The sequence below is a fragment of the Halomonas koreensis genome (assembly GCF_031451675.1).
Taxonomy (GTDB): Bacteria; Pseudomonadota; Gammaproteobacteria; order Pseudomonadales; family Halomonadaceae; genus Halomonas; species Halomonas koreensis.
The window spans coordinates 18,291-39,164 of record NZ_JARWAK010000008.1 but is presented as its reverse complement, the minus strand read 5'-3'; the positions used below and the strand labels follow the sequence as shown (position 1 = coordinate 39,164).

General features: G+C 70.3%; 20 protein-coding genes. 6 read left to right on the top strand and 14 right to left on the bottom strand.

The features are described from left to right. Window positions 1-80: 80 nt before the first annotated feature. Window positions 81-2,828 (top strand): aconitate hydratase AcnA, encoded by a 2,748-nt coding sequence (acnA, locus tag QC818_RS10290; protein WP_309652769.1) that lies wholly within the window; start codon window positions 81-83, stop codon window positions 2,826-2,828. A 313-nt stretch (window positions 2,829-3,141) separates the two neighbouring features. On the opposite strand, the gene QC818_RS10285 is transcribed toward acnA, so the two are convergent. The 10 genes from QC818_RS10285 to radC form a co-directional block, all read right to left on the bottom strand. Next, window positions 3,142-4,821: an NAD-dependent malic enzyme gene (locus QC818_RS10285; protein ID WP_309652768.1), complete on the bottom strand. Its 1,680-nt coding sequence runs from the start codon at window positions 4,819-4,821 to the stop codon at window positions 3,142-3,144. A gap of 132 nt (window positions 4,822-4,953) precedes the next feature. After that, on the bottom strand, window positions 4,954-5,979 hold the full coding sequence (gene trpS / locus QC818_RS10280) for a tryptophan--tRNA ligase (protein WP_309652767.1): 1,026 nt from the start codon (window positions 5,977-5,979) through the stop codon (window positions 4,954-4,956). Between the two features lie 198 nt (window positions 5,980-6,177). Further along, window positions 6,178-7,293 carry an alanine dehydrogenase gene (ald, locus tag QC818_RS10275; protein ID WP_309652766.1) on the bottom strand — a complete coding sequence of 372 codons (1,116 nt, stop codon included), beginning with the start codon at window positions 7,291-7,293 and terminating at the stop codon, window positions 6,178-6,180. Between the two features lie 178 nt (window positions 7,294-7,471). Beyond that, window positions 7,472-7,906 carry an acyl-CoA thioesterase gene (locus QC818_RS10270; protein WP_309652765.1) on the bottom strand — a complete coding sequence of 145 codons (435 nt, stop codon included), beginning with the start codon at window positions 7,904-7,906 and terminating at the stop codon, window positions 7,472-7,474. Window positions 7,907-7,939: 33 nt separating this feature from the next. After that, window positions 7,940-8,257: a putative signal transducing protein gene (locus tag QC818_RS10265; protein ID WP_309652764.1), complete on the bottom strand. Its 318-nt coding sequence runs from the start codon at window positions 8,255-8,257 to the stop codon at window positions 7,940-7,942. Window positions 8,258-8,312: 55 nt separating this feature from the next. After that, on the bottom strand, window positions 8,313-9,509 hold the full coding sequence (locus tag QC818_RS10260; RefSeq protein ID WP_309652763.1) for a class I SAM-dependent rRNA methyltransferase: 1,197 nt from the start codon (window positions 9,507-9,509) through the stop codon (window positions 8,313-8,315). Between the two features lie 77 nt (window positions 9,510-9,586). Beyond that, window positions 9,587-10,405 carry a bifunctional DNA-formamidopyrimidine glycosylase/DNA-(apurinic or apyrimidinic site) lyase gene (mutM, locus tag QC818_RS10255; protein WP_309652762.1) on the bottom strand — a complete coding sequence of 273 codons (819 nt, stop codon included), beginning with the start codon at window positions 10,403-10,405 and terminating at the stop codon, window positions 9,587-9,589. A 112-nt stretch (window positions 10,406-10,517) separates the two neighbouring features. After that, window positions 10,518-10,673 carry a 50S ribosomal protein L33 gene (gene rpmG, locus QC818_RS10250; RefSeq protein WP_097790452.1) on the bottom strand — a complete coding sequence of 52 codons (156 nt, stop codon included), beginning with the start codon at window positions 10,671-10,673 and terminating at the stop codon, window positions 10,518-10,520. 23 nt (window positions 10,674-10,696) lie between these two features. After that, entirely contained in the window at window positions 10,697-10,933 is a 237-nt protein-coding gene (rpmB, locus tag QC818_RS10245) for a 50S ribosomal protein L28 (RefSeq protein WP_097790453.1), read from the bottom strand. A 228-nt stretch (window positions 10,934-11,161) separates the two neighbouring features. Then, entirely contained in the window at window positions 11,162-11,836 is a 675-nt protein-coding gene (radC, locus tag QC818_RS10240; RefSeq protein WP_309652761.1) for a RadC family protein, read from the bottom strand. Between the two features lie 135 nt (window positions 11,837-11,971). Between radC and coaBC the strand changes: the two genes are divergently transcribed. From coaBC to slmA, 5 genes are read left to right on the top strand one after another with little or no spacing between them, the layout of a single operon-like run. After that, the gene (gene coaBC, locus QC818_RS10235; protein ID WP_309652760.1) at window positions 11,972-13,210 is read left to right on the top strand and encodes a bifunctional phosphopantothenoylcysteine decarboxylase/phosphopantothenate--cysteine ligase CoaBC; all 1,239 of its coding nucleotides are present in this window, start codon (window positions 11,972-11,974) and stop codon (window positions 13,208-13,210) included. Window positions 13,211-13,243: 33 nt separating this feature from the next. Then, a complete protein-coding gene (gene dut / locus QC818_RS10230; RefSeq protein WP_309652759.1) occupies window positions 13,244-13,711 on the top strand; it encodes a dUTP diphosphatase in 468 nt (155 codons plus the stop codon). Between the two features lie 16 nt (window positions 13,712-13,727). After that, complete coding sequence (locus QC818_RS10225; protein WP_309652758.1) at window positions 13,728-15,128, top strand: phosphomannomutase/phosphoglucomutase; 1,401 nt, start codon at window positions 13,728-13,730, stop codon at window positions 15,126-15,128. A 34-nt stretch (window positions 15,129-15,162) separates the two neighbouring features. After that, entirely contained in the window at window positions 15,163-16,080 is a 918-nt protein-coding gene (gene argB, locus QC818_RS10220; RefSeq protein WP_309652757.1) for an acetylglutamate kinase, read from the top strand. A gap of 39 nt (window positions 16,081-16,119) precedes the next feature. Continuing rightward, window positions 16,120-16,731 carry a nucleoid occlusion factor SlmA gene (slmA, locus tag QC818_RS10215; protein ID WP_309652756.1) on the top strand — a complete coding sequence of 204 codons (612 nt, stop codon included), beginning with the start codon at window positions 16,120-16,122 and terminating at the stop codon, window positions 16,729-16,731. Between the two features lie 70 nt (window positions 16,732-16,801). Here slmA and rpoH read toward each other — a convergent pair whose 3' ends face one another. From rpoH to ftsY, 4 genes are all read right to left on the bottom strand, one after another. Next, window positions 16,802-17,668 (bottom strand): RNA polymerase sigma factor RpoH, encoded by an 867-nt coding sequence (rpoH, locus tag QC818_RS10210; RefSeq protein ID WP_309652755.1) that lies wholly within the window; start codon window positions 17,666-17,668, stop codon window positions 16,802-16,804. A gap of 151 nt (window positions 17,669-17,819) precedes the next feature. Then, window positions 17,820-18,791, bottom strand: coding sequence for a permease-like cell division protein FtsX (gene ftsX, locus QC818_RS10205; protein ID WP_309652754.1), 972 nt, complete (start codon window positions 18,789-18,791; stop codon window positions 17,820-17,822). After that, window positions 18,788-19,456, bottom strand: a complete 669-nt coding sequence (ftsE, locus tag QC818_RS10200; protein ID WP_309652753.1) for a cell division ATP-binding protein FtsE — start codon at window positions 19,454-19,456, stop codon at window positions 18,788-18,790. Before ftsE ends, ftsX begins: the two co-directional genes overlap by 4 nt. Then, window positions 19,453-20,796, bottom strand: a complete 1,344-nt coding sequence (gene ftsY, locus QC818_RS10195) for a signal recognition particle-docking protein FtsY (RefSeq protein ID WP_309652752.1) — start codon at window positions 20,794-20,796, stop codon at window positions 19,453-19,455. The genes ftsE and ftsY overlap by 4 nt, the downstream gene beginning before the upstream one ends. Window positions 20,797-20,874: the final 78 nt, after the last annotated feature.

Genomic DNA, 20,874 nt, shown 5'->3' with positions numbered 1-20,874 from the left:
TGAAAAGGCCATCTATCATGACCATGTAAGACCGCAGGACCAGGATGGTTCGACCACTCCCCCGCGACAGGAGGACAGCAATGAGCACCGACTCCCTGCCGACTACCCTGCAGACCCTCGAGGCCGCCGGCACCACCTACCACTATCATAGCCTGCCGAAGGCCGCCGAGGCGCTGGGCGACATCGACCGGCTGCCGATGACGCTGAAGATCCTGCTGGAGAACCAACTGCGCTTCGCCGACCGGGAAGGCATCGACAGAAAGGACATGCAGGCCCTGGTCGACTGGCAGCAGACGGCCTCGTCCGATCGCGAGATCGGCTATCGCCCGGCCCGGGTGCTGATGCAGGACTTCACCGGCGTGCCGGGGGTCGTCGACCTGGCCTCCATGCGCGCCGCCGTCGAGCGCCTCGGCGAGGAGCCGTCGCGCATCAACCCCCTGTCGCCGGTGGACCTGGTGATCGACCACTCGGTGATGGTCGACCACTTCGGCGACGCGAGCGCCTTCCAGGACAACGTCGCCATCGAGATGGAGCGCAACCGGGAGCGCTACGAATTCCTGCGCTGGGGCCAGCAGGCCTTCGACAACTTCCGCGTGGTGCCGCCCGGCACCGGCATCTGCCACCAGGTCAACCTGGAATACCTGGGCAAGGCGGTATGGACCAAGGAGGAGGACGGCAGGACGCTCGCCTACCCGGACACCCTGGTCGGCACCGACTCCCACACCACCATGATCAACGGCCTGGGCGTGCTCGGCTGGGGCGTGGGCGGCATCGAGGCCGAGGCGGCGATGCTCGGTCAGCCGGTGTCGATGCTGATCCCCGAGGTGGTGGGCTTCAAGCTCACCGGCAAGCTGCGCGAGGGCATCACCGCCACCGACCTGGTGCTGACGGTGACCCAGATGCTGCGCAGCCGGGGCGTGGTCGGCAAGTTCGTCGAGTTCTACGGCGACGGCCTGGCGGACCTGCCGCTGGCCGATCGCGCCACCATCGCCAACATGGCGCCGGAGTACGGCGCCACCTGCGGCTTCTTCCCGGTGGACGACGAGACCCTGCACTACATGCGCCTGACCGGCCGCGACGAAGCGCAGATCGCCCTGGTCGAGGCCTACTGCAAGGCTCAGGGGCTGTGGCGAGAGCCCGGCCACGAGCCGATCTTCAGCGACACCCTGGCCCTCGACATGAGCGAGGTCGAGGCCAGCCTGGCCGGCCCCAAGCGGCCCCAGGACCGGGTCGCCCTGCAGGACATGCCCCGGGCCTTCGCCAAGGTGATGGACGACGACGGCAAGACCCCGACCTCGTCCGAGGAGAAGGGCCGGCTGTTCTCCGAGGGCGGCCAGACCGCGGTGGGCGTCGAAGAAAGCTACGAGCATCATGACAGCCAGGAGGTCGACCTCGACGGCCAGGCCTTCCGCCTCGACCCCGGCGCGGTAGTGATCGCCGCCATCACCTCCTGCACCAACACCTCCAACCCCAGCGTGATGATGGCCGCCGGCCTGCTGGCCCGCAAGGCGCGGGAGAAGGGCCTGGTCACCAAGCCCTGGGTCAAGACCTCGCTGGCGCCCGGCTCCAAGGTGGTCACCGACTACCTGGCCGCCGGCGGCGTGCAGGACGACCTGGACGCCCTGGGCTTCCACCTGGTGGGCTACGGCTGCACGACCTGCATCGGCAACTCCGGCCCGCTGCCCGAGCCCATCGAGCAGGCCATCACCGAGGGCGACCTGGCGGTGGCCTCGGTGCTGTCGGGCAACCGCAACTTCGAGGGTCGCGTGCATCCGCTGGTCAAGACCAACTGGCTGGCCTCCCCGCCCCTGGTGGTGGCCTACGCCCTGGCCGGCAACGTCCAGCAGGACCTCGCCCGGGACCCGCTCGGGGTCGACCGCCACGGCCAGCCCGTCACCCTCAAGGACATCTGGCCCTCCCAGGCCGAGATCGCCGAGGCCGTCGAGAAGGTCAAGACCGAGATGTTCCGCAAGGAATACGCCGAGGTCTTCGAAGGCGACGCGGTGTGGAAGGCCATCGAGGTGCCCGAGAGCCAGGTCTACCAGTGGAACGCGGCGTCCACCTACATCCAGCACCCGCCCTTCTTCGAGGGCATGGGCCGCGAGCCCGCCGAGGTCGAGGACGTGGACCGCGCCCATGTGCTGGCCATGCTCGGCGACTCGGTGACCACCGACCACATCTCGCCGGCCGGCGCCATCAAGCCGGACAGCCCGGCCGGACGCTACCTGCAGGAGCGCGGCGTGAAGCCGGTGGACTTCAACTCCTACGGCTCGCGGCGCGGTAACCACGAGATCATGATGCGCGGCACCTTCGCCAACGTGCGCATCAGAAACGAGATGCTCGACGGGGTGGTCGGCGGCGAGACCCGCCACGTGCCCTCCGGCGAGCAGATGGCCATCTACGACGCGGCCATGCGCTACCAGCAGGAAGGCACGCCGCTGGTGGTGATCGCCGGCAAGGAATACGGCACCGGTTCCAGCCGCGACTGGGCCGCCAAGGGCACCCGGCTGCTCGGCGTGCGCGCCGTGCTGGCGGAATCCTTCGAGCGCATCCACCGCTCCAACCTGATCGGCATGGGCGTGGTGCCGCTGCAGTTCCCCGAGGGCGAGACCCGCCAGACCCTGGGGCTGACCGGCGACGAGCGGGTCTCCATCAAGGGACTCTCCGCGCTGACCCCGGGCGGCAAGGTCGAGGTGACCATCGAGGGCGACGGCGGCGAGACGACCCTCGAGGCGCTGTGCCGCATCGACACCGCCAACGAGCTGGCCTACTACCGCCACGGCGGCATCCTGCACTATGTGCTGCGCAAGATGATCGGCTCGGCCTGACCTGACGGCCCTAAGCGCTCTGGCAGCAACAGGCCCCGCCGGGTGACCGGCGGGGCCTGCTGGGTTTGGGCTTCGAGGTTCGAGGTTCGAGGTTCGAGGTTCGAGGTTCGAGGTTCGAGGTTCGAGGTTCGAGGTTCGGCAGACAGGATGAGAGCCCACAGGGAGCGAGCCAAGGGGTTTCCTTGCCCCTCGCGCCTCGCTCCTTGCCCCCTTACCTCTTGCCCCTCGCGCCTCGCTCCTTGCCCCCTTACCTCTTGCCCCTCGCACCTCGTTCCTTGCCCCTTACCTCTTACCTCTTACCCCTCACTCATCCTCAGAACGACCGGCGGCGATAGCGCCGATACTCCGGGGTCCAGAAATGACGCTCGATGGCCCCACGCAGGGTCGGGCCGTCGGTCTGCAGGGCCACGCCCTCCTGCTGGGCCTGGGCGGCGACCTCGTAGGCGATCGCCTTGGACAGCTCGCGGATCTCGGACAGCGCCGGCAGCACCGCGCCCCGGCCGGTCTTGGCCACCGGCGCCTCGCGGGCCAGGGCCCTGGAGGCGGACATCAGCATGGCATCGGTGACCCGGCTGGCGCCGGCCGCCACCACGCCCAGGCCGATGCCCGGGAAGATGTAGGCGTTGTTGCACTGGGCGATGGGATAGCGACGCCCCTGGTGCTCCACCGGCTCGAAGGGGCTGCCGGTGGCGACCATGGCCTGACCGTCGGTCCAGCGGATCACGTCCTCCGGCACCGCCTCGGCGCGGGAGGTGGGGTTGGACAGCGGCATCACCAGCGGCGAGTCGCAGCCGGCATGCATGGCGCGGATCACCTCCTCGGTGAAGATGCCCTGCTGGCCGCAGACCCCGAGCAGCACGGTCGGCTTGACGCGCTTGACCACCTCCAGCAGCGACTGGCCGTCCCAGTCGGCGACCCGCGCCGGATCATGGGCCAGGCGGCGCTGGAAGTCGCGCAGCCAGTCCTGGTCCTCGGTAACCAGGCCCTCGCGATCGACCATGTACAGCCGCCTGCGGGCCTCGGCCTCGGACAGCCCCTCGGCCTGCATGGCCACTACGATCTGCTCGGCGATGCCGCAGCCGGCGGAGCCCGCGCCCACGACCACCACCCGCTGGTCGGCGACGTCCTCGCGGCGGGCCTGGCAGGCCGCCATCAGGGTCCCCACGCAGACCGAGGCGGTGCCCTGGATGTCGTCGTTGAAGCAGCACAGCTCGTCGCGATAGCGCTCGAGCAGCGGCAGGGCATTGGCCTGGGCGAAGTCCTCGAACTGCAGCAGCACGTTCGGCCAGCGCCGCTTCACGGCGGCGATGAACTCGGCCATGAAGGCGTCGTATTCCTCCTGGGAGACCCGCGGGTGCCGCCAGCCCATGTACATCGGGTCGTCGAGCAGTGCCTGGTTGTTGGTGCCCACGTCCAGGGTGATCGGCAGGGTGTAGGCGGGGCTGATGCCGCCGCAGGCGGTGTACAGCGACAGCTTGCCGATCGGGATGCCCATGCCGCCGATGCCCTGGTCGCCCAGGCCGAGGATGCGCTCGCCGTCGGTGACCACGATCACCTTGACCTTGTCCTTGGTGGCGCTGCGCAGGATGTCGTCCATGTAGTCCCGGTCGGGGTAGGAGATGAACAGCCCGCGGTGGTTGCGGTAGATGTTGGAGAACTCCTCGCAGGCCTTGCCGACCGTGGGGGTATAGATGATCGGCAGCATCTCCTCGAGATGCTCGGAGACCAGGCGGAAGTAGAGGGTCTCGTTGTCGTCCTGGATGGCCCGCAGGTAGATGTGGCGATCCAGGTCGGTCTGGCACTGGCGATACTGGCGGTAGGCCCGCTCGGCCTGCTCCTCGATGGTCTCGACGTTCTGGGGCAGCAGCCCGATCAGGTTGAAATCGCGGCGCTCCTCGTGGGTGAAGGCACTGCCCTTGTTGAGCAGGGGCATCTCGAGCAGGGGCGGGCCGGCATAGGGCACATAGAGGGGACGCTTGGCTTCACTGGTCATGGGTTCGTCTCGTGCTGAATCGGGTGTGCGGGCCGTGGTGCTCTGCCGGCACCTTTGGGCGCTACTCTACCACGACGACGCCCCGGGCATGGACACGGGGCGCCGCGAGCCGACGAGGGAACCCGACGGGGCTCAGACGAAGCGGCCCAGGCCCGCCGCCTGGCGCAGCCGGTCCATGAAGGGGGCGGCCTCGGCGCGGGCGCGCTCGGCCCCCTGGCGCAGCACCGCCTCGATGTGGCCGGGATCCTCCATCAGCGCTTGGTAGCGTTCCCGCGGCTCGCGCAGGTGGGCGTTGAGGTACTCGAAGACCCGGTTCTTGGCCTCGCCCCAGCCGATGCCGTTGGCATACTCGGTGCGCAGGGCCGCGGCCTCCTCGGCGCCGGCGAAGGCCGAGTAGATCTGGAACAGGGTGCAGGTGTCCGGGTCCTTGGGCTCGCCGGGCTCCAGGGAGTTGGTCTTGATCTTGCGCACCAGCTTGAGCAGCTTCTTCTCGGAGACGAACAGCGGAATGGTGTTGTTGTAGCTCTTGGACATCTTGCGGCCGTCCAGGCCCCCCAGCACCTCGACCCGCTCGTCCACCGCCGCCTCGGGCAGCGCGAAGTACTGGCCCTTGTAGAGATGGTTGAAGCGCCCCGCCATGTCCCGGGCCATCTCGATGTGCTGGATCTGATCGCGCCCCACCGGCACCCGGTTGGCGTTGAACATCAGGATGTCGGCGGCCATCAGCACCGGATAGCCGAACAGGCCCATGGTGATGCCGCGGTCGGGATCCTGGTTGCCGGCCTCCTCGTTCTCGGCCACCGCCGCCTTGTAGGCATGGGCGCGGTTCATCAGCCCTTTGGCGCAGACGCAGGACAGCATCCAGGTCAGCTCGGGGATCTCGGGGATGTCCGACTGGCGGTAGAAGACGGCGTTGTCGGTATCCAGCCCCAGCGCCAGCCAGGTGGCGGCGATCTCCAGGCGCGACTGCTCAACGCGCTTGGGATCCTGGCACTTGATCAGGGCGTGCAGGTCGGCCAGGAAGTAGTAGGACTGGACGCTGGGGTCCTGGCTGGCCTCGATGGCCGGCTTGATGGCGCCGACGTAGTTGCCGAGGTGGGGCGTGCCGGTGGTGGTGATCCCCGTGAGCACACGGGTCTTGTCGGATGATACGGTCATGAAGGCGGGACTCTGCTGACTCTCGAATGCCCGCTATGGTAACGCGGCGCCCCGGCCAAGGCGACCGGCGCAAGGAAGGGGGCGAGGGGGCGAGGAGCGAGGTGAACGGGATCGATCATGCGTCCCCTTACGCCTTACTCCTCACTTATCACCTCCCCCCTTTCCCTCACTCGTCCTCAGAGCGACCGGCGGCGGGGATCAGCCGATCAGCCGGGCGGCCTCCACGTAGTCGAGGCCGAAGGCGTCGGCCACGGCCCGGTAGGTGACCTGGCCCTCGTGGACGTTGAGCCCCTCGGCGAAGTGGGCGTCGTCGGCCAGCGCCTGCTGCCAGCCCTTGTCGGCCAGCGCCACCACGAACGGCAGGGTGGCGTTGGTCAGCGCCTGGGTGGAGGTGCGCGCCACGGCGCCCGGCATGTTGGCGACGCAGTAGTGCACCACGCCGTCGACCACGTAGGTGGGCTCGGCATGGGTGGTGGGCCGGCTGGTCTCGAAGCAGCCGCCCTGATCGATGGCCACGTCCACCAGCACGCTGCCCGGCTTCATCTCGGCCAGCTTGGCGCGGGTGATCAGCTTGGGCGCGGCGGCGCCCGGCACCAGCACGGCGCCGATGATCAGGTCGGACTCACGGATCGCCTCGTCCAGGGCGTCGGCGGTGGAGAAGACGGTCTTCATGCGGCCCTGGTAGCGATCGTCCAGGGTCTCCAGGCGCGGGATGGACTTGTCCAGCACGGTGACCTCGGCGCCCAGGCCCAGCGCCATGCGGGCGGCGTTCTCGCCGACCACGCCGCCGCCGATCACGGTGACCTTGGCCGGCGCCACGCCCGGCACGCCGGGCAGCAGCACGCCGGCGCCGCCCTGGGCCTTCTCCAGGCTGTGGGCGCCGGCCTGGACCGCCATGCGGCCGGCCACGGTGCTCATCGGCGCCAGCAGCGGCAGCCCGCCCTGGGGCGCGGTGATGGTCTCGTAGGCGATGCAGGTGGCGCCGCTCTCCATCAGGCCGCGGGTCAGGTCTTCCTCGGCGGCCAGGTGCAGGTAGGTGAACAGCGTCTGGCCCTTGGACAGCCGCGCCACTTCCTCCGGCTGCGGCTCCTTCACCTTGAGGATCAGCTCGGCCTCGCTCCAGACCTTGGCCACGTCCGCCTCGAGGCGCGCGCCGGCGGCCTCGAAGTCGGCATCACTGAAGCCGGCGCCCTCGCCGGCCCCGGCCTGGACGGTCACCGCGTGACCGCGACCGACCAGTTCACGGGCGCCGCTGGGCGTCAGGGCGACGCGATACTCGTGGTTCTTGATTTCCTTGGGGACGGCGATCTGCATGGGAGGTCCTCCGCTGCTGGCTTGTTGGATGAGGCTGACTCACGGCCTCATTACAGCACAACAGAACAATCACGATGAATCCACGCGGCAAAAACGTGAAATCCTTAGAGCATTTGCCTGATCGACAAGATCATTTACCGAGAATTAGAAAGAAAACCGAATTTTATCCGGCAAACGATCATTCCGCGATCATCGCGCGGCCGTAGCCGGACAGGAAGGCCTCGGGCAATCGGCGGGGGCGACCGCTGGACAGGGCGATGCAGGCGAAGCGGGTACGGGCACGCAGCAGGGTGGCGCCGTCGGCGGGACGGCGCAGCTGGAAGCGCCGGGTCAGGCTCAACCGGCCATCGCAGGCCACGATCCAGGTGGCCAGCCGCAGGCGGTCGCCCTCGAGGGCCGGGGCCAGGTAGTCGAGCTCGTGGCGATGCACCGCCATGGCCCGGTCGAGGGCGCGATAGCGCTCGAGGGTCAGCCCCAGGCTCGCCGAGTGGGCCCAGCTGGCGCGCTCCACCCAGCGCAGGTACTCGGCGTTGTTGGCATGGCCGAAGGCATCGATGTGGGCGGCCTCGACCTCGATCTCGATCACAAAGGGCTCGGGCAGGTCCCAGGACACGGGCGGACTCCTTGCGCCGGGGGCGCGGCGCGCTCAGGGGCGGGCATGGCCGCACTGCCAACAGGCGTCGAAGGCCCCGCCGAGCCGCTCGCCGCAGCCCGGGCAGGTCCAGGCCGGACGCCGATCCTCGGCCAGGGCGTCGCGGATCAGCGCTTCGGCCCGGGCCCGGTTGTGGGGCGCCACCCAGACCTCGGGCTCGCACTCCCCCGGCGGCAGCTCGCCGGCGCCGCCGCCCAGGGTCAGGTTGCGCCGCTCGACGGGGATGCCGGCCGCCTCCAGCAGGTTGGCCACGTGGCCGACCAGCAGCGGGTTGGCGTGGGCGAAGACGCGGACGAAGGCGAAGTCGTTCATGGCAGCTCGTGGCGGGGCACGCCGGACGACGCGCCCCGCGGTCGCGGAAGCGGGATCAGTCGCGGAAGACGCGCACGCCGAGCGCCTTGAGGTAGGCCGTCTCGGGGATCGCCGGGTGCACCGGATGGTCCGGCCCCTGATGGCCCTGATAGAGGACCTGGGCGTGACGGTCCTGGTGGCGGGCCGCCCCGCGGACCGCATCCACCAGCCGCTCGGGGGCCAGGTGCATGGAGCAGGAGGCGGAGAGCAGCAGGCCGTCGCGGCCCAGCAGGCGCATGGCCTCGCGATTGAGCTTGCCGTAGGCGCGCTCGCCGGCGGGGATGTCCTTGCGCTTCTTGATGAAGGCGGGCGGATCCAGGATCACCACGTCGAACTGCTCGCCGTCGGCCTTGAGCGCGGCCAGGGCCTCGAAGGCGTCGCCCTCGCCCACCGCCACCTGCTCGTGCAGGCCGTTGAGGGCGGCGTTCTCGGCGACCCGCTCCAGCGCCGGGGCGCTGGCGTCCACGCACAGCACTTCGCTGGCGCCGTGGGCGGCGGCCTGCACGCCCCAGCCGCCGACGTAGCTGAACAGGTCGAGCACCCGCTTGCCGGCCACCAGGCCGTTGAGCCAGGCGCGGTTGGCGCGGTGGTCGTAGAACCAGCCGGTCTTCTGGCCGTCGAGCACCGGGGCGACGAAGCGCACCCCGTTCTCCTCGAGCTCCACCGCCTCGGGCAGCACGCCCTTGATCACCTCGACCTCGCTGTCGAGCCCTTCCTGGCGGCGGCCGGCGGTATCGTTGCGCAGCACCACGGCGCTCGGGGCGAGCACCTTGTCCAGGGCGTCGAGCAGCGGCTCCAGCACCGCCTCCATGCCGGCGGTGTTGAGCTGGATCACCACCACGTCGCCGAAGCGATCGATGATCAGCCCCGGCAGCAGGTCGCCCTCGCCATGCACCAGCCGATAGAACGGCTGGTCGAACAGGCGCTGGCGCAGCGCCAGGGCCTGGTTCAGGCGGTGCACCAGCAGCGAGCGATCGAGGCCCTGGGCCGGCTCCCGGGATACCAGGCGGGCGCAGATCAGCGAGTGGGCGTTGACGTAGGCCACGCCCATCGGCTTGCCGTTGGCGGCCTCCACCACCGCCTGCTCGCCGGGCGCGAAGGCCTTGAGCGGCGTGGCCGCGGTGTCGATCTCGTTGGAGTAGAGCCAGAGGTGGCCGGCCTTGAGGCGGCGATCGGCGTTCTTCTTCAGGCGCAGGGAGCGTAGGGCGGTCATGTGGGGACTCTCGAACGTTCAGGGGATGCCGCCGGCGCGTGCGCCGGCGGGGCATCGAAATCGGCGCGGCGGCGCGCTCAGGTCTGGCACTCGCCGCAGAAGACGCTGGCGCGCTGGCCCAGGGTCACCAGGCGCAGCTCGGCGCCGCAGCGCCGGCAGGGCTCGCCGTCGCGACCATAGACGTTGAGCCGCTGGGCGAAGTAGCCCGGCTCGCCGGTGCCGCTCACGAAGTCGCGCAGGGTGGTGCCGCCCTGGGTGATGGCGGCGGCCAGCACCTCGCGGATCGCGATCGCCAGCCGGTCGTAGCGCTCCCGGCCGATACGCCCGGCGGCGCGGCGCGGGTCGATGCCGGCCAGGAACAGCGCCTCGGCGGCGTAGATGTTGCCGACGCCCACCACCACCGCATTGTCCATCAGGAAGGGCTTCACGGCCAGGCGCCGCCGCCGGGACAGGGCGTACAGGCGCGCGCCGTCGAAGGCCTCGGACAGCGGCTCGGGGCCCAGGCGGGCGAGGCGGGAATCCTCCTCGAGCCCGCCCCTCAGCCAGTCGACGAAGCCGAAGCGGCGCGGATCGTGATAGCGCAGCACGGCTCCGTCGTCGAGCACCAGGTCGACATGATCGTGCTTCCTGGGCAGCTCGCCGAGCCGGACGATGCGCAGGCTGCCGGACATGCCCAGGTGCCACAGCAGGGTGCCCTCGCCGGCGACCGGGACCAGCAGGTACTTGGCGCGCCGCGAGAGGGGGCCGATGCGCGCGCCCACCAGCCGGTCGACCAGGTCCTCGGGCACCGGCCGACGCAGGCGCGGCTGGCGGACGATCACCTCGGTGATCTCGCGGCCCTCCAGGTGCGGGGCGATGCCGCGCCGGGTGGTCTCGACTTCGGGCAACTCGGGCATGGGGCTACCTGACGGGGACGATCAGCACGCAAGAACCCGACCAGGGGGCCGGGTTCTTGCGGACAGGCCGAGGCCTGCGGCGGAAGCGATCACGGGAACCGCGGGATCCCGGTTACTTGATCTTGGCTTCCTTGTACATCACGTGCTTGCGGACGACCGGATCGTACTTCTTCATCTCGAGCTTGTCCGGAGTGTTCCGCTTGTTCTTGTCGGTGGTGTAGAAGTGGCCGGTACCGGCGCTGGACACCATTCGAATCTTGTCACGCATGAGTCTTCTCCCTGTGGGGTCGCTTAGACGGCTTCGCCGCGCTTGCGGATATCGCTGAGCACCGCCTCGATGCCCTTCTTGTCGATGATGCGCATGCCCTTGGAGGAGACGCGCAGCTTGACGAAGCGCTTCTCGGACTCCACCCAGAAACGGTGGCTGTGGAGGTTGGGCACGAAACGACGACGCGTCTTGCGCTGGGAGTGAGAAACGTTGTTACCAGTCACCGGGCGCTTGCCGGTAACCTGACATACTTTGGACATGTAGAGCCTCCAACCGCTTGGCCAGGTAGGGATACCTGAGTGTTCAAAACCTGTCGGGCAAACCGGGACGACCCCGTTGTCATTTGACCCAAGGGAATTCAAAGGCTGCACTTTATACCAGAGTCAACGCTGCCAGACAAGCGACACGCAGCGATAAGCCGCGCGCCTCGCCGGCGCGGGGGCGGCCGGAGGCGGGCGTGGGACTGTCGCTGCGATGATCGAGCGGCATTATATCAGGCCGCGCTCGGCGAAGGACACCACCTCCCCGTCGCCCACCACGAAATGGTCCAGCACCCGGATCTCGAACAGCCCCAGCGCCTCGCGCAGGCGTTCGGTGATGCGCCGGTCGGCGTCGCTGGGCTCGGCCACGCCCGAGGGATGGTTATGGGCCAGGATCAGCGCCCCGGCGCCCAGCTCCAGGGCGCGGCGCGCCACCTCCCGGGGATACACCGAGGCACTGTCCAGGGTACCGCGGAACAGCGACTCGAAGCGGATCACCCGGTGCTGGCTGTCGAGGAACAGCGCGGCGAACTCCTCGTGCCCCAGGTGGCGCAGCCGCGAGGCCAGGTAGGCCCGCACCAGGGAAGGCGAGGTCAGCGCCCCCTCGCGATCCAGCCGGCTGGCCAGGTGACGGCGGGACAGCTCCAGCACGGCCTGGAGCTGTACGTACTTGGCCTCCCCCAGGCCGCGCTCGGCGCAGAAGCGCGCGCGATCGGCCTCGAGCAGGGCGCGCAAGCCACCGAAGGCCGACAGCAGGTCCCGGGCCAGGTCCACCGCCGAGCGGCCGGTGACCCCCACGCGCAGGAAGATCGCCAGCAACTCGGCATCGGACAGCGCCTCGCTGCCCAGCGCCAGCAGCTTCTCCCGGGGGCGCTCGCCCTCCGGCCAGTCGCGGATCGACATCTCGGCCTCCTTGCCTCGCCCGGCTCGTCCTGGCCTCAGTGTAGCCGCCCCTGTCGCGAGCGGCCGACGCCTCGGCTACGCAAGGTGGCGGGCGAATGGTAAGGTAGGCGACCGGATTCACGCTCGGATACCGCCATGTCGACACCCTCCGGCTTCCGGGGCCTCGCCCCTCGACGCATCCTGCTCGGCATCAGCGCCGGGATCGCCGCCTACAAGAGCGCCCAGCTGGCCCGCCTGCTCAAGCAGGTGGGCTACGAGGTGCGCGTGGTGATGACCGAGGGCGCCCAGGCCTTCATCGCGCCCTTGACGTTACAAGCCTTGACGGGAGAGGCCGTGCGCACCTCGCTGCTCGACCCCGAGGCGGAGGCCGGCATGGGCCATATCGAGCTGGCCCGCTGGGCCGACCTGATCCTGGTCGCCCCGGCCACCGCCGACCTGATGGCGCGCCTGGCCCAGGGCCATGCCGACGACCTGCTCACCACCCTGTGCCTGGCCAGCGACGCCGAGAAGGTGATGGCGCCGGCCATGAACCAGGCCATGTGGCGTCACCCGGCCACGGCCCGCAACGCCGAGCGCCTCACCGAGGACGGCTGGCGGCTGCTGGGCCCGGACAGCGGCGACCAGGCCTGCGGCGACGTGGGCCCGGGCCGCATGCTCGAACCCGAGACCATCGTCACCGCCCTGGCGCGCGAGGAAGAGCGCGAAGCGGAAGGCCTGACGGTGGTGATCACCGCCGGGCCGACCCGCGAGCCGCTGGACCCGGTGCGCTACCTGTCCAACCACAGCTCCGGCAAGATGGGCTTCGCCCTGGCCGCCGCGGCCGCCTCCCTGGGCGCCCGGGTCCGGCTGATCAGCGGCCCCGTGTCCCTGCCCACGCCCCCCGGCGTGGAACGCCTCGATGTGGAGAGCGCCCGGGAGATGCACGATGCCGTCCAGCGCCTGGCCGCCGACGGCGACCTCTTCATCGGCTGTGCCGCGGTGGCCGACTATCGCGCCGAGACCCCCGCCGAGCACAAGCTCAAGAAGCGCGAGGGCGAGGACGGCCTCACCCTGCGCCTGGTCAAGAACCCCGACATCATCGCCGCCGTCGCCGCGCGCCCCGACCGCCCCTATGTGGTGGGCTTCGCCGCCGAGACCCGGGACCTGGAGACCTACGCTCGGGACAAGCTCGCCCGCAAGGGCCTCGACATGGTGGTGGCCAACGACGTGTCCCGCGACGGCCTGGGCTTCGGCGCCGACGACAACGCCGCCCTGCTGCTGTGGCGCGAGGCCGACGGCGAGGGCCGGGCCGACCTGCCGCCCCAGCCCAAGGCCCAGCTGGCCCTGGCCGTGGTGCGCCGCGCCCTGGCGCGGCTGCGCGCCGACCGCCCCTGACACGCTCCCCCTGGATACCCTGGAAGACACCCGATGCCGACCTTTCCCGACCGCCCCCGCCTCGCCGTCAAGCTGCTCGACGAGCGGATGCGCGACCACCTGCCCCACTACGCCACCACCGGTTCCGCCGGCATGGACCTGCGCGCCCTGCTCGACGCGCCCCTGACGCTCGAGCCCGGCGACTGCGAGCTGGTGCGCACCGGCCTGGCCATCCACATCGCCGACTCGGGCCTGGCGGGCATGATCCTGCCCCGCTCGGGCCTGGGCCACAAGCACGGCATCGTGCTCGGCAACCTGGTCGGCCTGATCGACTCCGACTACCAGGGCGAGCTGATGGTCTCGGTATGGAACCGCGGCACCACCGCCTTCACCCTGTCGCCCTTCGAGCGCCTGGCCCAATACGTGCTGGTGCCGGTGGTCCAGGCCGAGCTCGAGGTAGTCGACGACTTCGCCGACAGCGACCGCGGCGCCGGCGGCTTCGGCAGCTCCGGCCGCCACTGACGAGGAAGACGACACCATGACTACAGCCCACGCCCCCGCCAGCATCTTCCGCGCCTACGACATCCGCGGCATCGTCGACGACACCCTGACCGAGGCCGGCGTCGAGGGCATCGGCCGCGCCATCGGCAGCGCTGCCCGGGCCCGGGACGAATCCCGGGTGGTGGTCGCCCGCGACGGCCGCCTCTCCGGCCCCCGCCTGCTCGCCGCCCTGACCCGCGGCCTGAACGCCAGCGGCTGCGACGTGGTCGACATCGGCATGGTGCCGACCCCGGTGCTCTACTTCGCCACCCACCTGCTGGACGGCACCGCCTCCGGCGTCATGGTCACCGGCAGCCACAACCCGCCGGACTACAACGGCTTCAAGATCGTGCTGGGCGGCGAGACCCTGTCCGGCGAGGCGATCACCGACCTGCACCGCCGACTCGAGGAGGGCGACCTGACCGAGGGCGCGGGCCGGGTGATCGAGGAGGACGTCCGCGAGGCCTATCTCGAGCGCATCCTCGGCGACGTGACCCTCGCGCGCCCGCTCAAGGCCGTGGTGGACTGCGGCAACGGCGTGGCCGGCGAGCTCGGCCCCCGGCTCGTCGAGCGGCTGGGCGCCGAGACGATCCCGCTGTTCGCCGAGATCGACGGCACCTTCCCCAACCACCACCCGGATCCCGGCAAGCCGGAGAACCTCCGCGACCTGGTCCGCACCGTGCAGGAGACCGGCGCCGACATCGGCCTGGCCTTCGACGGCGACGGCGACCGCCTGGGGGTGATCACGCCCCGCGGCGAGCTGATCTATCCGGATCACCTGATGATGGCCTTCGCCGAGGACCTACTCGAGCGCCAGCCGGGCGCCCGGGTGATCTTCGACGTCAAGTGCACCGGCAACCTGGCGCGGGTGATCGAGGAGGCCGGCGGCACCCCGGAGATGTGGCGCACCGGGCACTCGCTGATCAAGGCGCGCATGAAGGAGACCGGCGCCCAGCTGGCCGGCGAGATGAGCGGACACATCTTCTTCCGGGAGCGCTGGTACGGCTTCGACGACGGCCTCTACGGTGCGGCCCGCCTGCTGGAGGTGCTGTCGCGCCACCTGGACCGGGACGCCGGCGACGCCGACGCCTTCTTCGACCGCTACCCCCAGGATCTGGGCACCCCCGAGATCAACGTCACGGTGACCGACGACACCAAGTTCGCCCTGGTGGACCGGCTGGCCCGGGAGGGCGACTTCGGCGAGGATGGCGTCAAGACCACCCTGGACGGCATCCGCGTGGACTACCCGGACGGCTGGGGCCTGTGCCGCGCCTCCAACACCACGCCGGTGCTGGTGCTGCGCTTCGAGGGCAAAACCCGGGCGGCGCTTGCGCGCATCCGCGAACGCTTCGCCGACGCCCTGCGCCAGGTGGCCCCGGACCTCGAGATCTCGCTGTGAGCCGACCGTCGAGCCCCGAACAAGGAAAGATGACATGACCGAACAGACCCGCGACCCCCGCCAGGTGGTGGAGGTGCTCTCCGAGGCCCTGCCCTACATCCAGCGCTTCTCCGGCAAGACCGTGGTGGTCAAGTACGGCGGCAACGCCATGACCGAGGACACCCTGATCGATTCCTTCGCCCGCGACATGGTGCTGATGAAGGAGGTCGGCATCAATCCGGTGGTGGTGCACGGCGGCGGCCCGCAGATCGGCGAGCTGCTGGAGAAGCTCAAGATCGAGTCGCGCTTCGTCAACGGCATGCGGGTCACCGACGCCGAGACCATGGACGTGGTCGAGATGGTGCTGGGCGGACTGGTCAACAAGGGCATCGTCAACCTGATCAACCAGTGCGGCGGCAAGGCCATCGGCCTGACCGGCAAGGACGGCGGCCAGATCCGCGCCCGCCAGCTCAAGGTCGAGCACCAGAGCCCGGAGATGACCGCCCCGGAGATCATCGACATCGGCCATGTCGGCGAGGTGGAGCACATCTCCACCGACCTCATCGAGATGCTCGCCGCCCGGGACTTCATCCCGGTGATCGCCCCCATCGGGGTCGACGAGACCGGACGCAGCTACAACATCAACGCCGACCTGGTGGCCGGCAAGGTGGCCGAGGCCCTGGACGCCGAGAAGCTGATGCTGCTGACCAACGTCGCCGGCCTGATGAACGCCGAAGGCGAGGTGCTCACCGGCCTGACCACCGCTCAAGTCGACGCCCTGATCGCCGATGGCACCATCCATGGCGGCATGCTGCCCAAGATCCGCTGCGCCCTGGATGCCGTGAAGGGCGGCGTATCCAGCGCCCATATCGTCGACGGCCGGGTGCCCCACGCCACCCTGCTGGAGATCTTCACCAATGCCGGCGTGGGCACCCTGATCACCAACGCAAGAAGCGACGAATCAGCCGGCTGAGACCGGTTGCCTTCAAGGACCGACACGAAAAGAACCACTATGACGCAGGCAACTCCCACCCCCAGCCGCCGGGAGCAGATCCTCCAGGGGCTGGCGCTGATGCTGGAGGAGGACAGCGGCAAGCGCATCACCATCGCCGCCCTGGCCCGCCAGGTCGGCGTGTCCGAGGCCGCCCTCTACCGGCACTTCCCCAGCAAGGCACGGATGTTCGAGGGGCTCATCGAGTTCATCGAGCAGACGCTGTTCGAACGCATCGCCCGCATCCTCGAGGAGGTGCCCGAGGCCGTGCCCCGCTGCGGCCAGATCCTCACCCTGGTGCTGGCCTTCGCCGAGAAGAACCCCGGCCTGTCGCGGCTGCTGGGCGGCGATGTCCTGACCGGCGAGACGGCGCGGCTGCGCCAGCGCATCCACCAGCTCTTCGAGCGCCTGGAGACCCAGCTCAAGCAGGTCCTGCGCGAGGCCGAGCTGCGCGAGGGGCGCCGCCCCGGCCTGCCGATCCCCGCCGCCGCCAACCTGCTGGTCGCCCAGGCCGAGGGGCGCATCGCCCAGTACGTGCGCAGCGACTTCCGCCGCCGCCCCACCGAGCACTGGGACGACCAGTGGCCGGCGCTCTCGGCCGGTCTGCTGCGCGAGGCGCCGCAGACCGCCTGAGGCGGGGGCCGGAAACGCGAACGCCCCGGCCGACGGGCCGGGGCGTTCGCTGTCGGGCCTGCGCCCGGGGTCAGGCAGCCAGGGTGTCGCCGATCTGCTGGCGAATCTTCTTCATGGCGTTCTTCTCGAGCTGGCGGATGCGCTCGGCGGATACGCCATAGACGTCGGCCAGCTCGTGCAGGGTCGACTTGTCGTCGCTCAGCCAGCGCCGCTGGAGGATGTCCCGGGAGCGCTCGTCGAGCCCCTCGAGCGCCTGCTGGAGGCGACGGGTGGCATCGGCCTCGTAGTCGCTGTCTTCCAGCTGGGTGGCCGGATCCTGGCTGGCGTCGTCCAGGTAGTGCACCGGCGCCTGGTAGGCCGACTCCTCGTCGTCGCCCGGCGCGGCATCGAAGCCGGCATCGTGGGCGGACAGGCGGCCCTCCATCTCGCGCACCACCTCCGGCTTGACGTCGAGATCCTTGGCGATGGCCTCGACCTCGTCGCTGTTCAGCCAGGCCAGGCGCTTCTTGGCGCTGCGCAGGTTGAAGAACAGCTTGCGCTGGGCCTTGGTGGTGGCGACCTTGACGATCCGCCAGTTGCGCAGCACGAACTCGTGGATCTCGGCCTTGATCCAGTGCACGGCGAAGGACACCAGGCGCACGCCCTGGTGGGGGTCGAAGCGCTTGACCGCCTTCATCAGGCCGACGTTGCCCTCCTGGATGAGGTCGGCCTGGTGCAGGCCATAGCCGGCGTAGCTGCGCGCGATATGCACCACGAAGCGCAGATGCGACAGCACCAGACGGCGCGCCGCCTCGAGATCGCCCTCGTCGTGGAGGCGGTGGGCGAGCTCACGCTCCTCGTCGACGGTGAGCATGGGGATGCCGTTCACCGCCTGGATATAGCCATTGAGGTCGTGGCCCGGGGAAAGGTGGCCCACCGGCAGAAGACTGGTGCTCATGTGCAGGATGTCTCCATCGAAACCCGTGTGTGGTATCCGCAGTCGCCGCCTTAGACGGCGAAACACCGTGTCGGTTCCTTGACCGGCCGCCGAGGCCTCGGCGGCCCGGCCAGCATAGCACCCATGGCGCGCGAGCGCCGGGGGTGCCGCCCTAGCGGGGCCGGATCTGCGCCAGGTGGCGGCTCACGGCGATCCAGGCACCCAGCCAGCCCAACAGTGTACTACAGCCGAGCAGGGTTGCCGACCCCGCCGCCCCCAGGGCGGGCAGCTGGAAGCTGGCGCCGTAGCTGGCCGCCAGCGCCGCGATCGGCGCGGCCAGCCAGTCGCTGCCCAGCGTCAGCAGCCCCCAGGCCAGCAGGCCGCCGCCCAGCCCGTACCAGGCCCCGCTGTAGAGGAAGGGACGACGCACGAAGGCGTGGGTGGCGCCGATCAGGGTCACCACCTCGATCTCCTGGCGGCGGTTCTCCACCGCCAGGCGAATGGTGTTGCCCACCACCAGCAGCACCCCCAGACCGAACAGCGCGGCGAGCCCCAGCCCCACCCGGCGCCCCAGCTCGGCCAGGTGGCGCAGGCGCTCCAGCCAGGCCAGGTCCAGGCGCACCTCGTCGACGCCGGCGACGGCCGCGAGCTCCCCGGCCAGGGCCTGGACCGCCGCCGGTTCCGGATCGGCCGGGCGCAGCACCACGCTGGCCGGCAGCGGATTGTCGGGCAGCCGCGCCAGGGCCTCCTCCAGCCCCAGGGCCCGCTGGAACTCGGCCATGCCCTCGGCGGCGGAGATCAGGCGGGTCTCCGCCACGCCGGGCCGGGCGGCCAGGGCCTGCTCGATGCGGCCGGCCTCGACGGCGTCGACGCGCTCCTCCAGGTAGACGGTGAGGCTGGCGCTGCGATCGAGCTCGGCATCCAGCAACCGGGCGCCGTCCAGGGCCAGCCAGAGCCCCGCGGGCAGCACCAGGGCGATGGCGATGGCCAGCATGGTCAGCAGGCTGCCCACCGGGTGGCGCAGCAGGCGGCGGGCGCTGTCCAGGGCCATGGCTCGGTGATGGCGCAGCCAGCCGCGGCCGCGGCCGCCGGCGGTGGCCTGCCGGGCCCGGGCGCCGCGCCGGGCGGTCGTCTCGCGGCTCATGCGGCCTCCTCGTCGGCCACCAGGCGTCCCTCCCGGAGGCGCAGGGTGCGGTGGCGCAGGCGGGCGATCAGCGCCAGGTCATGGCTGGCGATCATCACCGTGGTGCCGATGCGATGGAAGTCCTCGAACAGCGCCATGATGTCCGCGGAGAGCTGAGGATCCAGGTTGCCCGTGGGCTCGTCGGCGAGCAGCAGCGCCGGCTTGTTGACCACCGCCCGGGCGATGCCCACCCGCTGCTGCTCGCCGCCGGACAGCTCGATGGGCAGGGCCTGCTCGCGGTGCAGCAGGCCGACCTTGTCCAGCGCCGCCCGGGCCCGACGCGCCGCCTCGCGGGGCTCGGCGCCCTGGATCTCCAGCGGCAGGGCCACGTTGTGGAACACGGAGCGGTCGAAGAGCAGCTGATGATCCTGGAAGACCACGCCGATCTGGCGCCGATAGAAGGGCACCTGGCTGGCATGCAGGCGATCGATGTCGTGGCCGGCCACCAGGATGCGCCCCCGGCTGGGGCGCTCCAGGCGCATCAGCAGCCGCAGCAGGGAGCTCTTGCCGGCGCCGGAATGGCCGGTGAGGAAGACCATCTCGCCGCGACGCACGCGGAAGTCGAGGTTGGCGAGCGCCTCGAAGCGCCCGCCGTAGCGCTTGCCCACGTGCTCGAAGGCGATCATGCCGAGGCGTCGTCCCGATCGAAGAGGGCGTCGACGAACTCCCGGGCCTCGAAGGGCCGCAGGTCGTCGAGGGTCTCGCCGACGCCGATGAAGCGGATCGGCGTGGCCAGTTGCTGGGCCAGGGCGAAGATGATGCCGCCCTTGGCGGTGCCGTCGAGCTTGGTCAGGGTGATGCCGCTGACCGGCACCGCCTCGTTGAAGGTGGCGGCCTGGGACAGCGCGTTCTGGCCGGTGCCGGCATCGAGCACCAGCATCACCTCGTGGGGCGCCTGGTCGTCGAGCTTGGCCATCACCCGGCGCACCTTCTTGAGCTCTTCCATCAGGTGAGCCTTGTTGTGCAGCCGGCCGGCGGTGTCGGCGATCAGCACGTCGACGCCGCGCGCCCGAGCCGCGGCCAGGGCGTCATAGACCACCGAGGCGCTGTCGGCGCCGGTGTGCTGGGCGACCACCGGGACCTCGTTGCGCTCGCCCCAGACCTTGAGCTGCTCCACGGCGGCGGCGCGGAAGGTATCGCCGGCGGCCAGCATCACGCTGCGCCCCTCGCGCTGGAAGCGCTGGGTGAGCTTGCCGATGGTGGTGGTCTTGCCGACGCCGTTGACGCCGACCACCAGGATCACGAAGGGCCCCTGGCCCTTGGGGGGCAGCTCGAGGGGCCGGGTGACGCCCTCGAGCAGGGTCGCCAGCTCGTCCTGCAGGGCGCCGTAGAGGGCCTGGGGGTCCTTGAGCTCCTTGCGCGAGACCCGCTCGGTGAGCCGATCGATGATCTCGGTGGTGGCCTCGATGCCCACGTCCGCCATCAGCAGCTGGGTCTCGAGTTCCTCCATCAGGTCGTCGTCGATCTGCTTGCGGCCCAGGAAGAGGCCGGCGAGCCCCTCGGTCAGGTTGGAGCGGGTCTTGCCCAGGCCCTCGCGCATGCGGGCGAACCAGCCCTTCTTCTCGGCCTTGGGCTTCTCCCGGGGCGCGCGTTTCGCCGGCGTGGGGGGCGCCTCGACGCTCGCCCGGGGTTCCGGCTCTGGCTCGGGCGTCGGCTCGGGCGTCGGCTCGGGCTCCGGCTCTGGCTCTGGCTCTGGCTCTGGCTCTGGCTCTGGCTCTGGCTCTGGCTCTGGCTCTGGCGTCGGCTCCGGCTCCGGCTCCGGCTCCGGCTCCGGCTCCGGCTCCGGCTCCGGCTCCGGCTCCGGCTCGGCAAGCGTATCGTCCTGCGCCGGCGGCGTCTCGGCCGCCGGCGCCTCGGCGTCGTCGGCCGCCTCCCCCTGCGCGTCCTCGGCCGGGACGTCCGGCGTCGCCTCGGGGTCCTGCTGCTGCTCTTCCTGCTTCTTCTTGCGCTTGAAAAAACCGAACATGGGGGGATTCAGCCTCGCGGGTGAACGAATCGCCACATCCTACCATCGCGCACCATGACTGTGGACAAGGCGCCCGCT

Coding starts and splice junctions, on each gene's coding strand:
- acnA (WP_309652769.1), top strand. CDS start 81: ATGAGCACCGACTCCCTGCCGACTACCCTGCAGACCCTCGAGGCCGCC.
- QC818_RS10285 (WP_309652768.1), bottom strand. CDS start 4,821: ATGACCAGTGAAGCCAAGCGTCCCCTCTATGTGCCCTATGCCGGCCCG.
- trpS (WP_309652767.1), bottom strand. CDS start 5,979: ATGACCGTATCATCCGACAAGACCCGTGTGCTCACGGGGATCACCACC.
- ald (WP_309652766.1), bottom strand. CDS start 7,293: ATGCAGATCGCCGTCCCCAAGGAAATCAAGAACCACGAGTATCGCGTC.
- QC818_RS10265 (WP_309652764.1), bottom strand. CDS start 8,257: ATGAACGACTTCGCCTTCGTCCGCGTCTTCGCCCACGCCAACCCGCTG.
- QC818_RS10260 (WP_309652763.1), bottom strand. CDS start 9,509: ATGACCGCCCTACGCTCCCTGCGCCTGAAGAAGAACGCCGATCGCCGC.
- mutM (WP_309652762.1), bottom strand. CDS start 10,405: ATGCCCGAGTTGCCCGAAGTCGAGACCACCCGGCGCGGCATCGCCCCG.
- rpmG (WP_097790452.1), bottom strand. CDS start 10,673: ATGCGTGACAAGATTCGAATGGTGTCCAGCGCCGGTACCGGCCACTTC.
- rpmB (WP_097790453.1), bottom strand. CDS start 10,933: ATGTCCAAAGTATGTCAGGTTACCGGCAAGCGCCCGGTGACTGGTAAC.
- radC (WP_309652761.1), bottom strand. CDS start 11,836: ATGTCGATCCGCGACTGGCCGGAGGGCGAGCGCCCCCGGGAGAAGCTG.
- coaBC (WP_309652760.1), top strand. CDS start 11,972: ATGTCGACACCCTCCGGCTTCCGGGGCCTCGCCCCTCGACGCATCCTG.
- dut (WP_309652759.1), top strand. CDS start 13,244: ATGCCGACCTTTCCCGACCGCCCCCGCCTCGCCGTCAAGCTGCTCGAC.
- QC818_RS10225 (WP_309652758.1), top strand. CDS start 13,728: ATGACTACAGCCCACGCCCCCGCCAGCATCTTCCGCGCCTACGACATC.
- argB (WP_309652757.1), top strand. CDS start 15,163: ATGACCGAACAGACCCGCGACCCCCGCCAGGTGGTGGAGGTGCTCTCC.
- slmA (WP_309652756.1), top strand. CDS start 16,120: ATGACGCAGGCAACTCCCACCCCCAGCCGCCGGGAGCAGATCCTCCAG.
- rpoH (WP_309652755.1), bottom strand. CDS start 17,668: ATGAGCACCAGTCTTCTGCCGGTGGGCCACCTTTCCCCGGGCCACGAC.
- ftsX (WP_309652754.1), bottom strand. CDS start 18,791: ATGAGCCGCGAGACGACCGCCCGGCGCGGCGCCCGGGCCCGGCAGGCC.
- ftsE (WP_309652753.1), bottom strand. CDS start 19,456: ATGATCGCCTTCGAGCACGTGGGCAAGCGCTACGGCGGGCGCTTCGAG.
- ftsY (WP_309652752.1), bottom strand. CDS start 20,796: ATGTTCGGTTTTTTCAAGCGCAAGAAGAAGCAGGAAGAGCAGCAGCAG.